General features: G+C 69.9%; 13 protein-coding genes. 8 read left to right on the top strand and 5 right to left on the bottom strand.

The annotated features are described in order from the left end of the window. Nucleotides 1–12: 12 nt before the first annotated feature. Nucleotides 13–888: a ribokinase gene (locus ACFW0G_RS18610; protein WP_378326556.1), complete on the bottom strand. Its 876-nt coding sequence runs from the start codon at nt 886–888 to the stop codon at nt 13–15. A gap of 374 nt (nt 889–1,262) precedes the next feature. On the opposite strand from ACFW0G_RS18610, the gene ACFW0G_RS18605 reads away from it, so the two are divergent. After that, nucleotides 1,263–1,643 (top strand): hypothetical protein, encoded by a 381-nt coding sequence (locus tag ACFW0G_RS18605; protein WP_378326555.1) that lies wholly within the window; start codon nt 1,263–1,265, stop codon nt 1,641–1,643. Between the two features lie 48 nt (nt 1,644–1,691). Then, nucleotides 1,692–2,429 carry a TetR/AcrR family transcriptional regulator gene (locus ACFW0G_RS18600; RefSeq protein ID WP_378326554.1) on the top strand — a complete coding sequence of 246 codons (738 nt, stop codon included), beginning with the start codon at nt 1,692–1,694 and terminating at the stop codon, nt 2,427–2,429. Here ACFW0G_RS18600 and ACFW0G_RS18595 read toward each other — a convergent pair. The 3 genes from ACFW0G_RS18595 to ACFW0G_RS18585 all read right to left on the bottom strand — a co-directional run bounded on the left by ACFW0G_RS18595 (nt 2,426) and on the right by ACFW0G_RS18585 (nt 7,804). Then, nucleotides 2,426–3,163 (bottom strand): 3-oxoacyl-ACP reductase family protein, encoded by a 738-nt coding sequence (locus ACFW0G_RS18595; protein WP_378326553.1) that lies wholly within the window; start codon nt 3,161–3,163, stop codon nt 2,426–2,428. The genes ACFW0G_RS18600 and ACFW0G_RS18595 overlap by 4 nt on opposite strands. Nucleotides 3,164–3,622: 459 nt before the next feature. Next, nucleotides 3,623–6,478 (bottom strand): leucine--tRNA ligase, encoded by a 2,856-nt coding sequence (gene leuS / locus ACFW0G_RS18590; RefSeq protein ID WP_378326552.1) that lies wholly within the window; start codon nt 6,476–6,478, stop codon nt 3,623–3,625. A gap of 168 nt (nt 6,479–6,646) precedes the next feature. Continuing rightward, nucleotides 6,647–7,804: an esterase-like activity of phytase family protein gene (locus ACFW0G_RS18585; protein WP_378326551.1), complete on the bottom strand. Its 1,158-nt coding sequence runs from the start codon at nt 7,802–7,804 to the stop codon at nt 6,647–6,649. Between the two features lie 65 nt (nt 7,805–7,869). Here ACFW0G_RS18585 and ACFW0G_RS18580 point away from each other — a divergent pair, with 65 nt between their 5' ends. Further along, nucleotides 7,870–8,289 carry an SdpI family protein gene (locus tag ACFW0G_RS18580; RefSeq protein ID WP_378326550.1) on the top strand — a complete coding sequence of 140 codons (420 nt, stop codon included), beginning with the start codon at nt 7,870–7,872 and terminating at the stop codon, nt 8,287–8,289. Between the two features lie 105 nt (nt 8,290–8,394). On the opposite strand, the gene ACFW0G_RS18575 is transcribed toward ACFW0G_RS18580, so the two are convergent. Further along, nucleotides 8,395–8,976 carry a YqgE/AlgH family protein gene (locus ACFW0G_RS18575; RefSeq protein WP_378326549.1) on the bottom strand — a complete coding sequence of 194 codons (582 nt, stop codon included), beginning with the start codon at nt 8,974–8,976 and terminating at the stop codon, nt 8,395–8,397. A gap of 253 nt (nt 8,977–9,229) precedes the next feature. Here ACFW0G_RS18575 and ACFW0G_RS18570 point away from each other — a divergent pair, with 253 nt between their 5' ends. The 5 genes from ACFW0G_RS18570 (at nt 9,230) to ACFW0G_RS18550 (ending at nt 19,626) form a co-directional block, all read left to right on the top strand. Then, nucleotides 9,230–10,525, top strand: coding sequence for an MFS transporter (locus ACFW0G_RS18570; protein ID WP_378326548.1), 1,296 nt, complete (start codon nt 9,230–9,232; stop codon nt 10,523–10,525). A 108-nt stretch (nt 10,526–10,633) separates the two neighbouring features. Then, nucleotides 10,634–11,254 (top strand): YbaB/EbfC family nucleoid-associated protein, encoded by a 621-nt coding sequence (locus ACFW0G_RS18565; protein WP_378326547.1) that lies wholly within the window; start codon nt 10,634–10,636, stop codon nt 11,252–11,254. 3 nt (nt 11,255–11,257) lie between these two features. After that, nucleotides 11,258–11,584, top strand: coding sequence for a WXG100 family type VII secretion target (locus ACFW0G_RS18560; RefSeq protein WP_378326546.1), 327 nt, complete (start codon nt 11,258–11,260; stop codon nt 11,582–11,584). 9 nt (nt 11,585–11,593) lie between these two features. Next, nucleotides 11,594–19,177, top strand: coding sequence for a toxin glutamine deamidase domain-containing protein (locus tag ACFW0G_RS18555; protein ID WP_378326545.1), 7,584 nt, complete (start codon nt 11,594–11,596; stop codon nt 19,175–19,177). Beyond that, complete coding sequence (locus ACFW0G_RS18550) at nt 19,177–19,626, top strand: hypothetical protein (RefSeq protein ID WP_378326544.1); 450 nt, start codon at nt 19,177–19,179, stop codon at nt 19,624–19,626. Before ACFW0G_RS18555 ends, ACFW0G_RS18550 begins: the two co-directional genes overlap by 1 nt. Nucleotides 19,627–19,642 lie beyond the last annotated feature (16 nt).

Below are 19,642 nucleotides of genomic sequence, written 5' to 3'. Positions count from 1 at the left end.
CGGCCAGGCAGGTCATTCCCCCAGCTCGGCGGCGGTGGGATAGGACGGCTGGGCGCCATGGCGGGTGACGCTGACCGCCGCGACCTTGACCGCGCGCCGAGCCGCTTCGACCAGCCCCGCTCCGGCCGCGAGCGACGCGGCGAGCGCTCCGGCGAAGGCGTCCCCGGCTCCCGTGGTGTCGACCGGCTCGACCTTCGGCGACGCCACTTCGGTGAGACTCTCGCCTTCGACCACGACCACGCCGGCCGCGCCCAGGGTGACGACCGCGGCACGTGGGCCGAGCTCGAGCAACCGGCGCGGATCCGCGCCCGGTTCCTCGCCGAGCAGCCAGGCGGCCTCGTGCTCGTTGACCAGCAGGACGTCGAGTGCGGCGAGCGTTTCGCGCGAGACCTCGGCGACCGGCGAGAGGTTGAGCAGGACCCGGACGCCCTTCGCCGCAGCGGCCGCGACCACGTGCTCGATGGTCGGCACCGGCAACTCGAGCGAGGCGACCAGCACCTTGACGCCGTCGAGAGCGTTGTCGATGTCCTCGGGCCGCAGACTGGAATTGGCGCCGGGGGACACGAGAATCGCGTTCTCGCCGTCCGGTGTCACCGTGATGTAGGCAATTCCTGTCGGGCGATCAGTGGTCCGGACCAGCTCGGTGGAAACCCCGGCGTCGCGCAGGGACCCGAGCAGCAGCGCACCGTAGGAATCGTCGCCGACCGCGCCGAGCAGTGCGACATCCGCGCCGAGCCGACCGGCCGCGACCGCCGTGTTGGCTCCCTTGCCGCCGGGAAAAATGGCCGTGTCACCGCCGAGAACGGTCTCGCCGCCGCCCGGCCTGCGCTCGACCGGAACGACCAGATCGGCGTTCGCGGGCCCCACGATCAGTACGTCGGCACACATGGCCCCAACTCTGCCATGCGGGCCATTCCCGTTGAGCGGCAACCACCAGTCCTGGGAAGATGAAGGTTTTTGTAACTTATCCGCCGCACGGTGCGACAATCAGTCGTGCAGCGGACAGTCACTCACTCGATCGGGGGAACTCAGTCCCCCAGGCGTCACTTCGACGAGCGGCTGCCGCTCTCTTGATGCGTTGCCGCGGCAAAGCGGTGACGTTGCCCGAACCGGCCTGAGAAACCGGGCAGGGCATCGGGTCGCCGGTGCCGATCACGTAGCCCCCCGAGTGATCGGCACCGGCGGCGCCCCGGGTTTTCCCTACTCTGCTTCGGTGGACATCCTGGTACCAACTGTCACACACCGTTCGTAGCGTTCGGGGCATGACGTTCTTCGACTGGAAACGCGCGGTGTACGCCATGGTCGCGTTGCCCGCGTACTTCGGCGGGGCGCGAGCACAGCGATGGCTGGCAAGCCGCTGGCTGGGAATCGAATCCAAGGGCATCGGGAAGCCGCGTTATCTGGCGGCGGCCGGTCTGGGAATTCCGGCGTTCCTGATCGCCACACTGGTCTGGTACCTCGTCGGGAGAATCGCGACGTTCGGCTTTTTCTGGACCGAAGCGGGCGCCGCGGGTTCCTGGGGCGGGCCCTCTCTGCTCGGTGCCTGGGTCGTGCATTTCTTCGCGGCGCTCGGAATGGTGCTGGTCTGCCTGTGGCTGCTGCGGCCGCTGACGACGGGGCAGGCGCGATTGCTCGCCCCTTGACGGCACGTTCCTGATCAGCCCGGATGCCGTGGCACCTAGAATGTCCGAATGAGCCACCCCACCCGACGGGGTCGCGCGCGGGCAGCGACCGAGCAGGACATCCGACGGACCGCCCGGGCGCTGCTGGTCGAGCAAGGTCCGGAGGCGGTCACGTTGCGGGCGATCGCCCGCGAGCTCGGGATCACCGCGCCCGCCCTCTACCGGTACTACGAATCGCGGGACGACCTCGTCGAGAACCTGCGGCTCGACGTCTGCGCGGATCTCGCCGCGGAGCTGGGCGACGAGATCGCCGACCTGCCCGACGACGGCACGCTGCAGTTGTTCGCGATCTGCAAGGGGTTCCGGCGCTGGGCGTTGACGCACACCAAGGAGTTCACGCTGGTGTTCGCGTCGCCGACGGGCGGCGTCGGCACCGGATCGGCGAGCGCGCTGCGACGCTTCGGCGAGCCGTTCGGGCGCATCTTCCTCGCCGCCGCGAGCCGGGTGCTGGCCACGCACGACATCGTGACCCCGCCCGCCGACGTCATCCCGCCCGAGATCCGCGACGATCTGGCCCTCTTCCAGCGTGAACTCCTCGCCGTGCTCGCCGAATCGGGGCTCGAGCTCCCGGCCGAGAAGCTCGACCTCGGCGTGACGTACCTGATGATCCAGTTCTGGGCCCGGCTCTACGGGCACGTCACGCTCGAGGTCTTCGGCAACTACCCGATCCCGGTGTCGAAGCCGGACGTCCTGTTCGACTCGACGCTCGCCGATCTGGCGCGGGAGATCGGGCTCTCCCTCGGCTAGGCGGCGTGGCCGCCGTCGACCGAGAGGATCGCGGCGGTGACGTAGCCGCTGGCCGGCGCCGCGAGGAACGCCACCGTGTTCGCGACCTCGCCCGCCTCGCCGTACCGGTCGAACACCGTCAGGGAACGCTGGTCAGCGGCGTATGGGCCGTCGGCCGGGTTCATGTCGGTGTCGGTCGGGCCGGGCTGGACGAGGTTCACCGTGATGCCCCGCGGGCCGAGCTCACGGGCAAGCCCCTTGGTGAGCCCGACCATGGCGGTCTTGCTCAGCGCGTACAGCGTCATTCCCGGGCCGGGCACGCGCTCGGCGACACAGCTGCCGATGGTGATCACGCGACCGCCGTCCCCGAGGTGACCGGCGGCCGCCTTGGTCGCCGCGAACACGCCGCGGACGTTGACCGCGAGCACCCTGTCCACGTCGTCGATTCCGGTCGCCTCCAGCGGGCCGACGAACCCGACGCCCGCGTTGTTGACCAGGATGTCGAGCCTGCCGAACTCGGCGACCGTGGCGTCGACCGCCCTGGTGACCGCGTCCGCGTCGGCGCTGTCGGCCTGCACGGCCAGCGCGCGGCGGCCGAGCGCCTTGATCCGGTCCACGATCCCGGCCGCTTTTTCGCCGTTGGTCGCGTACGTCAGCGCGACGTCGGCGCCCTCCTCGGCGAGCCGCAGCGCGGTGGCCGCCCCAATGCCGCGGCTGCCGCCGGTCACCAGCGCCACCTTGCCGTCGAGCGTCATCCCCGTACTCCTTCGATGTGCCGTTTTCCTTACGACTCCATCGAATCGGGATCCTCGACGCGAAGCTGGCGCCTTTCGGCCGTCACGTTTCGCCGCCCGCACTGCGGCTCCCCCAGTGCTCGGGGCATCCCCCACCCACCACGGGGGACGACCCCGAAATCAGTCTATCGCCGGGAGGGCCTCAAACCCGGCGGTCGGGAAATCTGTGGACAACGGGGTCAGTTGTGGACAACTCCGCGGCAGGGGAGGCGAGTGTCCTTTGTGGACCTTGGAGGCGTTATGGCGCGAGCCGAGGGACGCCCTTGGTGCGCTCGATGCGTCGAGGGCGTCCCTCGGTGCGGCCAACGCACCGAAGGCGTCCCTCGGCACACACGCACACCCGGAAAGCCGTGAAGGCCTCCTTACCGGCGCTGAGCGCTGGGAAGGAGGCCTTCACGGACCACCAAAAGCCGGAGGCGGCTAAAGGACGATGTTCACCAGGCGGCCGGGCACCACGATGACCTTGCGCGGCGCCTTGTCCCCGACCAGTGCCGCGATCTTCTCGTCGGCCAACGCCGCCTTCCGGACGTCCTCGCCCGCCGCGTCGGCCGGGACGGTGATCCGCGAGCGGACCTTGCCGTTGACCTGGATCGGGTACTCGACGGTGTTCTCCACCAGGTACTTCTCGTCCACCACCGGGAACGGCCCGTGCACCAGCGAGTCGGCGTGGCCCATGCGGTGCCACAGTTCCTCGGCGATGTGCGGGGCCAGCGGCGAAAGCATCAGCACCAGAGGCTCGGCCAGTTCGCGCGGCGTGGCTTCCGCCGAGCCGTACGCCTTGGTCAGGTAGTTGTTCAGCTCGATCAGCTTCGCGCCCGCGGTGTTGAACCGCATCTCCTGGTAGTCCTCGCGGACCCCGGCGATCGTCCGGTGCAGCTGCGCGCGGTCCTCATCCGTAGCGTCCACAGTGGACACTCGAACGTCACCGGTGTTCTCGTCGACGACCAGGCGCCACAACCGCTGCAGGAACCGCTGCGCGCCCACGACGTCCTTGGTGGCCCACGGGCGGGAAACGTCCAGCGGTCCCATGGACATCTCGTAGAACCGGAACGTGTCGGCGCCGTAGTTCGCCGCCATTTCGTCGGGCGTGACGACGTTCTTCAGGCTCTTGCCCATCTTGCCGTACTCCTGGGTGACTTCCTCACCCTCGAAGAAGAACTTCCCGTCCTTCTCCTCGACCTTGTCGGCCGGGACGTAGACACCACGCGAATCGGTGTAGGCGAAGGCCTGGACATAGCCCTGGTTGAACAGCTTCCGGTACGGCTCCTTCGAGGACACGTGCCCCAGGTCGAACAGGACCTTGTGCCAGAACCGCGAGTACAGCAGGTGCAGCACGGCGTGCTCGACACCGCCGACGTACAGGTCCGTGCCGCCCGGGTCGTCCACACCGTGCTCTGCGGGCCGCGGGCCGACCCAGTACGCCTCGTTCTCCGGGGCGACCAGCGCCTCGGTGTTGGTCGGGTCCAGGTACCGCAGCTGGTACCAGCAGGAGCCCGCCCAGTTCGGCATCGTGTTGATGTCGCGGCGGTAGGTCTTGGGCCCGTCGCCCAGATCCAGCTCGACCTCGACCCAGTCGGTGGCGCGGGCCAGCGGCGAGGACGGCTTGCTCTCGCGGTCCTCCGGGTCGAAGGTCACCGGGGAGTAGTCCGCGACCTCGGGCAGCTCGATCGGCAGCATCGACTCGGGCAGCGCGTGGACCATGCCGTCCTCGTCGTACACCACCGGGAACGGCTCGCCCCAGTAACGCTGCCGCGAGAACAGCCAGTCGCGCAGCTTGAACTGCACGGTGCCCTCGCCGTGGCCATGCTCTTCCAGCCACTCGATGGTCGTCTTCTTGGCCTCGCCGACGCCCATGCCATCCAAGCTGAGCCCATTATCCTGGCGAGAGTTGATCGCCGGACCGTCGCCGGTGAACGCCTTGCCCTCGAAGCCTTCCGACGGCTGCACGGTCCGGATGATCTCCAGGCCGAACTTCTCCGCGAACTCCCAGTCGCGCACGTCCTGGCCGGGCACCGCCATGATCGCGCCGGTGCCGTAGCCCATCAGCACGTAGTCGGCGACGAAGACCGGGATTTCCTTGCCGTTGACCGGGTTCACCGCGTAGGAGCCGGTGAAGACGCCGGTCTTCTCCTTGTTCTCCTGACGGTCCAATTCGGACTTCCGCGACGCCGCCACCCGGTACTCCGCGATGGCCTCGGCGGGCGTGGCGGCACCGGAGGTCCAGCGCTCGTCGACGCCCTCCGGCCACGCCTCGGTGGTCAGTCCGTCGACCAGCGGATGCTCCGGCGCCAGCACCATGTACGTCGCGCCGAACAGCGTGTCGGGCCGCGTCGTGAAGACCTCGATCGCCGACTCGCCGGCGGTGAAGGTCACGCGGGCGCCGTGCGAGCGGCCGATCCAGTTGCGCTGCATGGACTTGACCTTCTCCGGCCAGTCCAGCAGGTCCAGGTCGTCGACCAGCCGGTCGGCGTAGGCGGTGATCCGCATCATCCACTGGCGCAGGCTGCGCCGGAACACCGGGAAGTTCCCGCGCTCGCTGCGGCCCTCGGCGGTGACCTCCTCGTTGGACAGCACCGTGCCCAGACCGGGGCACCAGTTCACCGGCGCCTCGGAGATGTACACCAGCCGGTGTTCATCGATGATCTCGCGCTGTTCCGCCCTCGTCAGCTCGCACCAGTTACGGCCGTCGGGGGTGCGGCGCTTGTCCTGCGCGTACTCCGTCTCCAGCTCGACGATCGGACGTGCTTTGCCCGCCTTCTCGTCGTACCAGGAGTTGAAGATCTGCAGGAAGATCCACTGCGTCCACTTGTAGTACCCGGGGTCGATCGTGGAGATGCGGCGGCGCTCGTCGTGGCCCAGCCCCAGGCGCCGGATCTGGCGCAGGTAGGTCTGGATGTTCTCCTCGGTGGTCTTGCGCGGGTGCTGCCCGGTCTGCACCGCGTACTGCTCGGCGGGCAGGCCGAAGGCGTCGAAGCCCATCGTGTGCAGCACGTTCCGGCCGATCATCCGGTGGAACCGCGCGAAGACGTCGGTGCTGATGAAGCCCAGCGGGTGCCCGACGTGCAGGCCCGCGCCCGAGGGGTACGGGAACATGTCCAGCAGGAACAGCTTGTCCGATGGCACGGGCTGCCCCTCGACCGCGAGCGGGCCGACCGGGTTCGGCGCCTGGTAGGTGCCGTGGTCGGACCAGTACCCCTGCCAGCGCTGTTCGATCTGGCCTGCCAGCTCCGCGTTGTAGCGGTGCTGGGGGGCCGCGTCGGTCCCGCTCTGGTTCATCGCCGCATTCCTCCGTGCCTATCCACGTCAAGCCACTCCAGAAACAACTCGACCCCCCAGCCCGAGGGCATGAGGGGTCGCCGCGCTGATCGGCCGTTTGGCCGAGGTCAGCGCGGCAGGCTAAGGAGCAGCCGAGCCGTGTTCATGATGACTATCGTAACTTGCTGGTCAAAGCCGTTCCGCTGGGACCGCCAGTGCGATGAACTGGGTCACCTGGGTCGCCGAGAAATTGTCGTCGCTGACGAGTACCAGGCTGCGCTCGCCACCGGGCAGGCGCGGACCCCACGTCATTCCCTCGACGTTGTCCACAGTGGACAGCTTGAAACCGGAAAGGTCGGCCAGCAAACGCTTGCGGACCGGCTTGACGTGTTTGTCGCCCGCAAGCGAAGCGACTTCGAGCACGTTGGTGGCGCCCTTGGTGTCGATCTCGAAGATGCGGATCTTGTTGCCGACGCCGGTGACGAAGGAGCGTTCCATCACCAGGTAGCGGGTCGGGTCGGCCTGGTCGACGGCGAGCAGCGACGAGATGCCGGTGGTCGCGAAGCCGTCCGACGGCGTCGGCGAGGCGAAGAGCTTCTCCTGCGGGTACGCGTACTGCGCGAGCACCGGCCCGAAACGGGACTGAACGGTAATACGGGACAAAGCACCCTGCGTCGCGGTCGGTACCGGGCCATCCTGGAGCAACGGGCCCTCGACGGAGCTGGCGACCAGCGTGCCGAACGCGGCGAAGGTGAGACCTTCGAGTACGAGGTTCTGCCGCGGCCCCGCCACCGGCGTCATCCTCTCGTTGGCGGGAATCGGCAGGTCACGGACGTATTTCCCGTCGCGTCGGGCCTCGCGGATCGATGGGTCGATCAACGTCGTGCCGGTGCGTTCGCCCTCCTGTGCCCAGAAGTAGTGGCCGGTCCACGGGTCGACCCGCAGTTCCTCGGGGTCGATCGTCTGCTCGTTCTGCGGCGCCTTGGGGTCGTTCTTCGCGAGCGGCGGGTAGGGCGTGCCGTCCGGGCGCAGCAGCGGATGCGTGCCGGTGAACGCGACGTCGCCGACGCCGTGCGCGTTGACGGGGAACTTCGCCGTGTAGAAGCGGGCGGGATTGATCGCGGACCGGTCGTCGCAGATCAAGGCGTACTCGCCGGTGCGCGGGTCGTAGTCGATCGAGGAGAGCCCGCCGACGGTCGTTCCCTCGAACGGCGCCGCGTGCGGGACGATCCGTTCCCCGATCAGGCGGACCTGACGGTGACTCGGAGTCGCTTCGGCGACGGGAACGCTCAACAGGGTGAGGGGGAGCGCCGCAGCCATGGCGGCGGCCAACACACGACGTGACATGGCCTGTAGCACAGTCGATCAGGGTATCCGGCAGGTTGCCGGGACGTCACGCTTATCCTCGTGAGGTGATCGCTGCAGCGCTCGTCCCGATTCTGCTGGGTGCCGTCGTCGGCTGGGGTGGCTTCCTCGGCCTCCGTGAGCGGCTGACACGGGAGAGCAGCACGGGCGTGCGCACCCGTGCGTCGATGCGCAGTGAAGAGGCGTTCAAGCTGGCGAACCGGGTGGCCGGGCTGCCGACCCTTGTCGGTGGCGTGATCGGTGTGGTCGCCGGTGTCGCGGCACTCGTCATGCCCACCACGGCCGGGCTGCTCGCCGCTGCCGTCGCGGGGGTGCTCGGCATGTTCGTGCTGGTCATCGGCGGCGGAGTGCTCGGCAACCGGGCTGCCGCGACGGTGCCCGCTCCCGCGCCCGCCGCCCCGGCCGGATGCAGCGGCTGCGCCTGCGGTGCCGGTGGCTGCGGCGTGCTCCAGCGTTCGGAGAGCTGACCGGGACGAGCGCCCGAATGTGGCATTGGGTGCACTCAACGCACTGAATGCCACATTGGGTGCGTTGGACGCACCGACGGAGCGTTCGCGACACACGCCCTGGGCTCAGTTGCGCTGGAGGTCGCCGGGGTGGGTGGCCAGCAGTGCGATCGGAACACCCTGACGTCGCAGCACCTGGCCCCACAGGTCGCGGTTCGGGGAGGCCAGGATGTCGCTCGGCAGCGCGGGCACGATGACCCAGTCCTCGTGTTCGATTTCCCCGGCGAGCTGACCGGAGTCCCAGCCCGCGTAGCCCGCGAAAACCCGCACGCCGCGGACCTTCGGCACGAGGACCTCCGGGTCGGTGTCCAGATCGACCAGTGCGACCGGACCACGGACCGCGATCACCCCCGGCACGCTCGCCGCTGTCTCGCCGGTGCGCAACGCGGCCAGGCACAGCGCGGTTTTCTTCTCCACCGGCCCGCCGACGAACACCGCCTGCGGCTCGGCGACGTGTGTGCCCCAGTTCGGCAGGACATCGTGCACGGCGACGTCGCTCGGACGGTTCAGTACCACCCCGAGAGTGCCCTCGTCCCGGTGATCGATGACGAACACGACCGTCCGCCGGAAGTTCGGGTCGAGCATCGTGGGGGCGGCGACCAGGAGCGTTCCCGGCTCAACCTCGGCGTCCGCAGGCACATCGCCCATGATCCCACCCCGGTGCACACGAATTCGCCCGGCACCGGGAACAAACGCACCACGCACCCCGTTGGACACACTGGTCGGCGCACTCCGTGTCCCCCGGGCTCACTGAAGAACCGCCTTTGTGGAATACCGTTCGGCCGGAGCCACACTGCGCATAGCCGCCGAGAGGCGACCAAGTGCGTCGACCACCTTTCCGTTCATCGCGGGCTTGGTTCACGCTCACAGACGAGTCACAGGATCCGACTAGGATTCCGGGGTGACGATCAGCGCTGGGGCGGCGACGGAACCGGTGGGGCCACGGGCGCTGGTCCGCGACCCCGAGTTCCGCAGGCTGCTGTTCACCCGCTTCGCCGCGCAGTGGGGCGACGGCGTCTTCCGCGCGGGGCTCGCGGGTGCCGTGCTGTTCAACCCCGAACGAGGCGCGAACGCGCTGGCCATCGCCGGCGGATTCGCCGTTCTGCTCCTGCCGTACTCGGTGATCGGGCCCTTCGCCGGCGCACTGCTCGACCGCTGGGACCGGCGTCGCGTCCTGATCTTCGCGAACCTCCTGCGCGGCCTCGCGATCCTCGCCGCGGCCACCGCGGTCGGACTCGGCGCGGGCGGGATCGGGCTGTTCTCCCTCGCACTCGCCGCGGAGGGCGTCAGCCGGTTCATCGGCTCCGGGATGTCCGCCGCGCTGCCGCATCTGGTGCCGGAATCCAGCGTCGTCACCGCCAACGCGTTCGCCACGACGCTCGGCTCCGTGGTGGCGGTCATCGGCGGCGGATGCGCGATCGGGCTGCGTTTCCTGTTCGGCCCGGACAACGCCGGATCGGCGTGGACGACGTCGTTCGCGGTGCTCGGCACGATCGTCGCGGCGATCGTCGCGGGCCGGTTCCGCCGGGGGCAGCTCGGGCCAGACGTCGTCGACGAACCGACCAACCCGTTCGTCGCGGTCGCGCGCGGCCTGGCCGACGGCGCCCACCACGCCTGGCGCGCGCCGCGTGTCACCGCCGGATTCATCGCGCTGTTCGCGCACCGGGCGTCGTTCGGCGCCTCGCTGCTCGTGACGACCTTGCTGATGCGCAACTACTTCACCAATCAGGGCGTTTTCCGCGCCGGACTGCCGGGGCTCGGCCAGATGGTCGCCCTGGGCGGCGCGGGCCTGCTCGTCGCCGGTCTGCTGACGGCCTGGCTGGTCCGGGTGTTCGGCAGGCTCCGGGTGGTGCTGGGCGCGCTGGTGCTCGCCGCGCTCGCGCAGTCGGCGCTCGGCCTCCCGATGCTGCTGCCGACCGCGCTGCTCGCGTCGTTCGTGATCACCGGCGCCGGTCAGGTACTGAAGCTGTGCGTCGATTCGTCGATCCAGATCGACGTCGCCGACGAAGCCCGTGGCCGGGTGTTCGCGCTCTACGACACGTTGTTCAACATCACGCAGGTCGCCGCGGTGACACTGACCGCACTGTTCGTCCCGGACGACGGCCGCTCGCCGGGGCTGCTCGTCGCCGCGACGATCTGCTACCTGCTCGGCGGCGCCGGATACCTGCTGGCCACGCGCCGCGCGGCGCCCGCCTGATTCGCTGGCGCAAACCCTTGGCTCCCGGTTCACCCATATGGCCGGTACGCCGGGACGGCGGGCATTAGGGTTGGCCGCGTCCCGTCCCGCTCGACCCCCGGGAGCACAGTGACCACCCCCGGCGACGACCACGCCCGTCTCGAAGCACGCAATGCCGCGATGAAGGACCAGGTCGACACGCTGCTGGAGCAGTTCGAACGGCAGACCGAGCAGCTGCGGGACGCGCAGACGGCCGCCGCCGAGCTGACCGCGGTGGTGTCCTCACCGGACGGTCTCGTGCGCGCGACGATCGACTCGACCGGCTCGCTCGCCAAGCTCGAACTCGCGCCGAACTCCTTCGAGCGGACCACCCCGGCGCAGCTGGCGAACACCATCCAGAACCTCGTCCGGCACGGGTCGTTGCAGGTCAAGCAGAAGGTCGCGGATCTCATGGCCCCGCTGACCGAGGGGCTGCCCGACCTGGCCGATCTCGTCGAAGGCGCGCCGTCGCTGCGCGGCCTCATGCCGCAGATCCCGGACTTCCTCGAAGAAGAGGAACAGCCGCCACCGCCGCCGCGTCCGGATTCCTTCGAGGACCCGGCCGCCGGGTCGATCATGCGCAACGAGCAGGCCCCGCCGCCTCCGCCCGCACCACCCATGCCCGCGCCGAAACCAACTCCGCGCCGCGTGCGTCCCATCCAGGACGACGAAGACGAGGAACCACCCTCGTCCTGGATGCGGAGGGAGTGACCGATGCCGGACGGGCGCGGTTTCACCGCCGATCCGGAAGCGGTCAAATCCGCCGCCGGTGGGCTCGAAGTAGCCGCGGACAACCTCGAGGACGCCGCGAAGGAACTCCAGAGCGCGTTGAGCGCGCAGGGGGAGTGCTGGGGCGACGACGACTCCGGCAAGGAGTTCGCGAAGGACTACGTGCCGGGGGCGAAGGGCGCCGTCGAGGGCTTCGGCAACCTGGTCGAGGGCCTGCGCGGGCTCTTCCGCAATGTCGACCAGTCGATGAAGGCCCTCCACGGAGCTGACCAGACCGTCGCGGACACGCTCACGAAGGGCAAGGGGCAGTAATCCGTGGGTATGGAGATGCCCGACGCGGTCAAATGGCTGCTGCCCATCGTCGTCGGGGAGAGCTGGCCCGAGGGCGACGAGGACAAGCTCCGCGCGCTGCGGGACGCCTGGCACAACGCGTCCACCGCGATCCCGCAGGCCTCCCAGATCGGGAGCACCGCGGCCACCGGTGTCCTCAACAACTGGTCCGGCGACGGCGCGCAGGCGTTCGGCGAGCAGTGGAAGAAGTTCGTCGAGGGCGACGACGCGTACTTCAAGAACCTGGCCGAGGCCTGCAAGGCACTCGGCGATTCGTGTGATCAGACGGCGCTCGACGTCGAGTACACGAAGTACATGATCATCATCTCGCTGATCATCCTGGCCGCGCAGATCGCCGCGATGATCGCGGCCGCCGCGGTGACCTTCGGCGGGTCGACGGCGGGGATCGCGCCCGCGCAGATCGCCACCAGGATGACCGTCCAGATGCTGTTCCGCCAGCTGCTGGAGAAGCTCGCGCAGCAGGGGTTCAAGCAGGTCGCGAAGGAGCTGCTGGAGAAGTTCCTCAAGCAGGGTCTCAAGAAGATCGGCAAGGAGATCCTCAAGAACGAGGCGATGAACCTCGGGATGGACGCGGGGATCCAGGGCCTGCAGATGGCCAAGGGCGACCGCAAGGAATGGGACTGGAACAAGACCAAGGACTCGGCGATCAGCGGCGCGGTCGGCGGAGTCGTGGGCGCCGCGAGCGGATCGATCGGCCGCGGCGCGACGGAGGGGCTTTCGCACAGCGCCGGCGGCCAGGTCGCCGACGCCGCCATGCGTGCGGGCGCGCGCGGTGCCGTCGAGGGTGTCGCGCAGACGGTCGGGCAGGCCGCGGTCACCGGGAATCTCGGGGACCTGTCGGCGAAGGACCTGCTCACCGGCGCGTCGAGCGGCGCGGTCGGGGGCGCTGCAGGTGGCGCGAAGGAGCAGATCGGCCACATCAAGGAGGCCAACTCCCCGCACGCCGAGCCGTCCGGCGGCAGCCACTCCGGCGATTCCGGCGACGACGGCGGATCGTCGAACGAACCTTCGTCGCGCTCGGAACCTTCTTCGCGGACAACGGATTCCGAGCCGTCCTCACGTTCGTCGGAGTCGGAGCCGTCCACCCGGTCCTCGGAGTCCGAAGCGTCCTCGCGATCGTCCGAGCCTTCCGGTGAGTCGAGCCGGTCGAACGAGCCGACGTCGAATCACAGCCAGGAGAGCGGCGGTTCGACCGAGACGCGGACATCGGAGCCGTCTCATCAGTCCACTCAGGACAGTGGGTCGGGCCAGCACCACACCGGCGAACAACCGCAGCACGCGCCCGAGACCCAGCACGCCGCGGAAACCCAGCGTGCACCGGAAACCCAGCATGCGCCGGAAAGCCGCGCGCCCGAGCACACCACCGAGACGCCACAGACCCAGCACGCCACTGAGACGCCACGCGCGGCTGAGACACAGAGCGCCCCGGTGTCACACGACCCGGCGCCCGCGCACCAGAGCGAAACCCCGGCACACCGGTCTGCCGACACCGGGACGTCGACCAGTTCCGATCACGTCCAGCAGCCCGAACATCCGGCCGCGCCGCAGGAAGCCCCGCGCTCCGCGGCGGCCCAGACCACCGACGGCCCGGCACCGCAGCACCAGGCACCCGCCACGCAGCAGCAACCCGCGGCGAACCCGCCCGCGGGTGGTTCCGCCCCGCCGATGAGCGGTGGCGGCATGGGCGGGGGCATGGGCGGCGGTGCGCACGGATCGTCCGGTGGATCCTCGGGCGGTTCGTCGTCCGGCGGCTACGGCATGGCGCCGAACACCCCGAATCCGCCGCAGGGTGGCTTCACCCCTGGTGGTTACCCGGGCGGAGAGCCGCCGCGCCAGGGCCGCCCGCAGGACAACGTCGCCGCCGCCGGGTACACCGGTGGCGGTCAGCAGCCGATGCCCGAGGGCTTCCCCGGCCAGGGACAACCACCGCAGGCGCCTCCGCCGCCGCAGGGCGGGTTCGCGCCGCCACCGGGAGGAATGCCGCCAGGAGGCGGGATGCCCCCGGGCGGCATGCCGCCGGGCGGTGGCGGACCGCGCCCGTCCGGTCCGCCGCAGGGCGGTCCGCCGCCGAACCAGCCGCCGGGACCGCCACGTGGCGGTCCCGGTTTCCCGCCAGGGGATCCGCGCCGGATGCCCGAACAGTTCGGCGGACGTCCCGGGCAGCCCCAGGGTGGCCCGCCACGTCCGCCCGGACCCCCTCCCGGTCCGCCGGGTGGGCGTGGACCTGGCGGTTATCCCGGCCAGCCGCGGCCGGGCGGTCCGGTGGGCCCCGGCGGACCCGGTCCGCATCCGGGTGGCCGTCCGCCGATGCCGCCTCCGCCGGGGCGTCCGCCGATGGGGCCGCCGAACGGCGACCCGCGGTTCGGGCCGCACCAGGGCCGTCCACCGGGCATGCCGCCGCAGGGTCCCGGCCCGCGTCCACCGCAGCCGTTCGTGCCCGAACAGCCGCGTCCCGGACATCCGCCGCAGGGCCACGCGCCTACCCAGCAACCGCCGGGAACCCCGCAACCGCCGCACGTTCCGCACGAGCAACCGCGTCCGCAGGACCAGCGGCCGGTCGAGCGCACGCCGGAACACACCCCGGCGGAACAGCCGCGCCCGCCGGAGCAGCAGCCGTACGGGCGGGAGCGGACTCCGCAGCAGGAGACTCCCGCCGAGCGCGCGCCGGAACAACAGCCGCCGCACGACAACGCGGCCGCGCCGGAACACGGCCCGCGCGAGCAGGCGCCTGTGCAGCAGGGCACGGGCGAGCACCGCCCGACGGAGGCCCAGCGCGAGCAGGCCCCGGAGCAGCATGAGCCTGGCGCACGCGTGCCCGAGGAACAGCACACCCCGCAGGAGCGGACTCCGGAGCAGGAGCCCACCCCGGCCCACGAGCCGGAGCAGGCACCGCAAGAGCACGAACCCGCGGCACAGCACGACGAGCAGCCGCCCGTCGAGGATCACACGCCCGGCTCGCACGACGAGGGGCACTCGCCGGTCGACGAGAGCTACCTGCACGATCCCGAGTTCCGCAGTCACGATCCGGCGGACGTCGACCGGATCGTGGAGACCCAGCTCGAACACGGTCACGTCGACGCCGAGACCGGCGAGCTGCGGCACGAGCAGGTCCGCCGCGAGGCGCTGGCCTTGCGGGACAAGAACTTCCCGCACATGTCGGACGAGGGCGCGATCGCCGTCCACTCGTACACGCGCGTCGAAATGGTGCACCCGCTGACACACGCCCAGCGCATGGGCGGCGAGACGCTCGGCGATCTGACGCCGCAGGCGCGGGCGGTGACGTCCGGGCTCAACGAGATGCCCGAGCACGCCGGCACGGTCTCGCGGATGGTCAACTTCGACCGCCACGCCGGCCGGATGGAAGCGTTCCTGGCGAACTACCGCGAGGGACAGGTCGTCGTCGAGCCGGCGTTCCTGTCGACGTCGAAGATCGACGCCGAGCACCTGCGCAGCAACTTCCCCGGCGAAGTCGAGATGCGCATCGAGTCCAAGACCGGGCGCGACGTCTCGAAGCTCGCGGCGCTGGAGCACGAACGCGAAGTCATCATGAAGCCGGGTTCGCAGCTGCTCGTGCACGGCGTCGAGATGGGCCGCGGCCACCCGGACCACCCCGAGTACACGCACCGCAATCCCGACGGCAGCATCAACAAAGAGCCGAAGTGGATCGTGCACGCGGAGGAGGTCGCGCCCGGCGACCCGCGGCACCTCGGCGCGGACGAGGCCCAGCGGCAGATCGAGGAACGCCGCGAGCGCAACGTCGCCGACGAGGAACGCTTCCAACGCGAGCAGGAGGAAGCCGACCGGAAGTTCGAAGAGGAGCACCCCGAGCTCTTCAAGAACAACATCAAGGACATCTTCTCGGTGTTCGGCGGCGGCGAGGACACCACAGCCGGCCACCCCGAGCCGGAACCTCGCCACGAACCGGCGAAGCACGAGCCCGAGGGCGGCTGGTCGGAACTCGCGAAACCGCTGGAGCCCGGCGGCGAACCGGTGATCCACCACGACTCGGTCGAGACGCCGCAGCAGGAAGCACGGCTGCTGCGCGACAACCTCCGTGGCATCGAAGAGGTCAACACCCGCCACTACTACGCCGAAAACGCGCTGGAGAACGGCTACCGGACGAACTCCGCGGAGTCGATGGTGGCGTTCGAGCAGCGGATGAACGGCGAACCCGCCGTCGCCGCTCCTGCCGACGGCGCGCTGTCGCATCAGCAGAGCCTCGACCACGTCAGCGAACGGCTCGGCGGCCAGTGGAGCGATCGCGGCAACTTCGACAGCATCGCGCGGGAGCTGGGCGAACGTCCGGTCGGTGCGCGGACCGCGATCGCGTTCGAGCACCACGTGCCGGGCGACCCGCACGCCCCGGCGGACTCGCCCGCCGCGCATCCGCGGGTGGAGAGCCGGATCGTCGCGGCGGTCAAAACCGAGCACGGCGTCGTGTTCGCCGACCCGCGCAGCGGACGGCTGGCGGAACTGCCGCACGACGCGACGGGCATCAAGGCCATGCCGCTCGGCGGCGGTGAGGCGCCGACCCCACATCACACGACCGAGTCGCACACCCCCGAGCACCGGCCCACCGAGGAACACACCGGACACACTGAACGCGCCGAGCACGCGGAGTCCACAAAGGACACCGAGCCGCCCGCCCGTGAGCAGGAGCCCACCAGGGAAGAGCCGTCGTCCGACATCGCCGAACGCCTCGGCCAGGGCGCCGAAACCGCGCCACACAACGAGGACTACCTGTCCGACCCGGAGCACTGGGCGACCGAGGCCGATCACCGCAGCATCCGCGAAGCCGTCGGCGACCAGCGGATCTACGACCAGATCGCGGAAAACGCGCTGAGCCGCCGCGACGCGCACGAGCATTTGCGCCACATGACCGACGAGGGCGCGATCGCGGTCCACGGCTACACGCGCGGCGAGTACTCATACCACGTCAACGAGGCGAACAGGCACGGTCCGGGACACCCCGGTTTCGAGCTGGCACAGCACAATTCGCGCGCGATCGTGGACGGCCTCGCCCAGCTCCCCGATCACGTCGGCGAGGTCGTGCGCGGCATCGACGTGCACGGCGACCCGCATCTGGCGAAGCTGACCGCGGATCACTACGTCGTCGGCGAGACAACCATCGAGCCGACTTTCACCAGCGCGTCGATCAAGACCGGCGAGTTCTCCAGCTCGAAGTTCGGCGACGACGTCGAACTGCACATCCAGTCGAAAACGGGCAAGGACGTCTCCGCGCTGGCGGAGAATCCCGGCGAGCGCGAGTCGCTGTCCCGGCCGGGCACCCAGCTCCACGTGCACAGCAAGGAACTGGTGATCACGCCGGAGGGCAAGCGGAAGTGGGTCATCCACGCCGAGGAGGTCACCCCTGGCGACCCCCGTCATCTCGGCCCCGAGGACGCCAAGCGCAAGATGGCCGAGCGGCGGGAACGCTTCACCCAGGAAGCCCCCGAATACGCGCGGCGCAGGCAGAACGCCCTGATGGAGCGCCTCGGCGGCGCCGTCGAACCGGAGACCCCGCCCGCGAAGCCCGCCGAGCACACGGCATCCGAACCGTCCATTTCGGACCGTCTGGGTGGCCACGGCTTCGGCGAGGAACCCGCACCGCACGCCGACGAAACACCCGCGCACGACGGCACGTCCGCCCACGAACCGCCGGACTTCTCGTCGATGGCGCGGCCGACGAATCCGCCGTACGAGGCGGCGATCCACGCCGGCACCGCGTCGCCGGAGGAGCGTGCCGCCTACGTCCGCGAGCGGCATCCGCACCTCGGCGAGGTCAACCCGGGCTTCCACCAGCCGGGCGCGCTGGAGAACGGCTACATGTCGAACTGCACACGCACGCCCGAGGCGTACTGGGACCGGCTGCACGGTGGAAATGCCACGGCGGAGCCGATCCCGTTCGGCCAGATGGACAGCCGCGGCACGCTCGATCACATCGAGGACCGCTTCGGCCAGAAGTTCTCCGAACGCGCCGACTACGACACCGTGATCCGCGAAATGCGGGACATGCCCGAGGATCACCACGCCGTGGTCGCGGTGAAGTACGAGGACGCGAACGGCGTCGAACGCGGGCACGTCGCGATGGTCGTCAACACCCGCGACGGAGTGGCGTTCATCGACCCTCAGTCCGGCGACCTGCTGAACCTGCCCAAGCCGCCCAAGGACATCCGGCTCATGCACGTCGGCGTCCCGAACGCCGACGGCGTGCCGCACACCCCGGCCGCGCACGAGCACACCACGACGTCGCACGAACAGATGTCGCACGAGCAGGCCCCGAAAGAGCCGATCACGGAGCCGAAGCCCACCCAGCCGGTCGATCCGCGCATCGCGTACGCGCGGGACGGCGGCCCGCACGGTGTCGACGTGCGGCCGTCGCGGATCGGACCGGACGGGCGGCCGGTGCCGTCGTTCACCGAGCACGTCCCGGCGACGCCGGAGCACGCGCCTTCGGGGCACCACCAGCCCGAACACGGCGGCTACGGCATGGCGGAGCGACCGCACGACGAGCCCGCGACGAGCCACGAGCACGTCGACCCGCGCGTGCGAGAGGAAGCCGAGCGTTTCCTCTCGCGGCCGGAGGTCGAGGCCGCGCTGGACAGCCATGCCTCGGGCGACTACATCCGCGCGCACCTGGCCGAACACCCCGGCCTGCTGAACCTGATGCAGGACCCGGTGAACGAGACGCTGACCCGCTCGTTGCTGAACAACCCGAAGACCATCGAAAGCCTGATGGAGCACCCGGAGGCCATCCCGATCCTGGAGACCGCCGCGCACGAGGCCGTCACCCGGGGCGACGAGCTGGTCAGGGAGGTCCACGAGGCCGGCGTCACGCCGTTCGAGCCGACCCGGGAACAGATCGAGATCGCCGAAGCCGCTGAAGAGATCGCCGCGGGGGCGAAGCCCGAGGACCGCAAGCACGCCAGCTTCCTCCCGGAGTTCCGCAACAACGAGGAGGCCACCAAGCGGTGGGTGGCCGATGAGCGGGCGAACTGGCGGGCGAACCAGGACAAGCTGAACGCGATCGCGGACCGGCTCGCCGCGGAGAACGACGGCCACGCCGGTTACCGCACGAAGCCCAAGGAGGACGACCGCGCACTCGCGAAGATCGCCAAGTACAAGGGTGACGGCGGGCAGCTGACCGACCTCGTCGGCGCCAAGGTGCAGTTCGGCACGGTCGCCGACCTCTACAACGCGTTGCGCGAGCTGCAGAACGATCCGGCCCTCAAGATCGTCTACTTCGAGGACCGGATGGCCAACCCGAAGCCCAGTGGTTACCGCGACCTGCAGATGAACGTCCAGCTGCCGAACAAGCACGTCGCCGAACTGCGGCTGCACCTGACCCACATCGACAACGTCGCCGCCTACGAACACGCACTGTTCGAGGTGCGCCGCGACTTCGAGACGTTGAGCCGCCAGGAAGGCCGCGACGGCAAGTTGTCACCGGAAGAAGCGGCGCTGGACGCCGCGCTGATCGAGCAGTTGCGCGGGCGTTTCCAGGACGCGCTGGAACGGGGCCTGCCGCCCGCGACGCCTGAGGAGAATGCGTGATGGCCTTCCGGACTCCGATGTTCTTCAAGTACTTCGCCCAGCCCTACCGGGTGGACTCGACCCCGGACGGCGGGCTGACCGGGAAGATCCTCGACCTGGACACCGGCGAGTTCGTCGAGGACAACTCCCATGTCCGCGAGGCGGTCTGGGCGACGACCAGCTCGGACATCCGGACGCTCACCGAAGAACGGTTCGTCCAGGAAACGGAGGCCGCGCGCAACGAGTGGCTCCGCGGTGAGGGGGCGATTTTCGCGCTCTACGAAACGGTGAACGGCCTGTACCAGCTCGCCCGCGACGAGGACCGTCCGCTGGCGGCGCAGGAACGGGCGCTGATCCAGTCGCTCTACCGGCGCACCTTCACGATGTGGGAGGACGAGTTCGCCCGACGCGCGGCCGGTGAGCCGCCGTCGTTCCCGGTCACGAGCAGGTTCCCGGAAGGGAGCACGTGATGGGCCGGCACAGGGC

Source organism: Amycolatopsis sp. NPDC058986 (assembly GCF_042741125.1).
In the GTDB taxonomy this organism is placed as follows: domain Bacteria; phylum Actinomycetota; class Actinomycetes; order Mycobacteriales; family Pseudonocardiaceae; genus Amycolatopsis.
The sequence above is the reverse complement of the archived record's forward strand: the minus strand, read 5'-3'. Positions and strand labels throughout refer to the sequence as shown.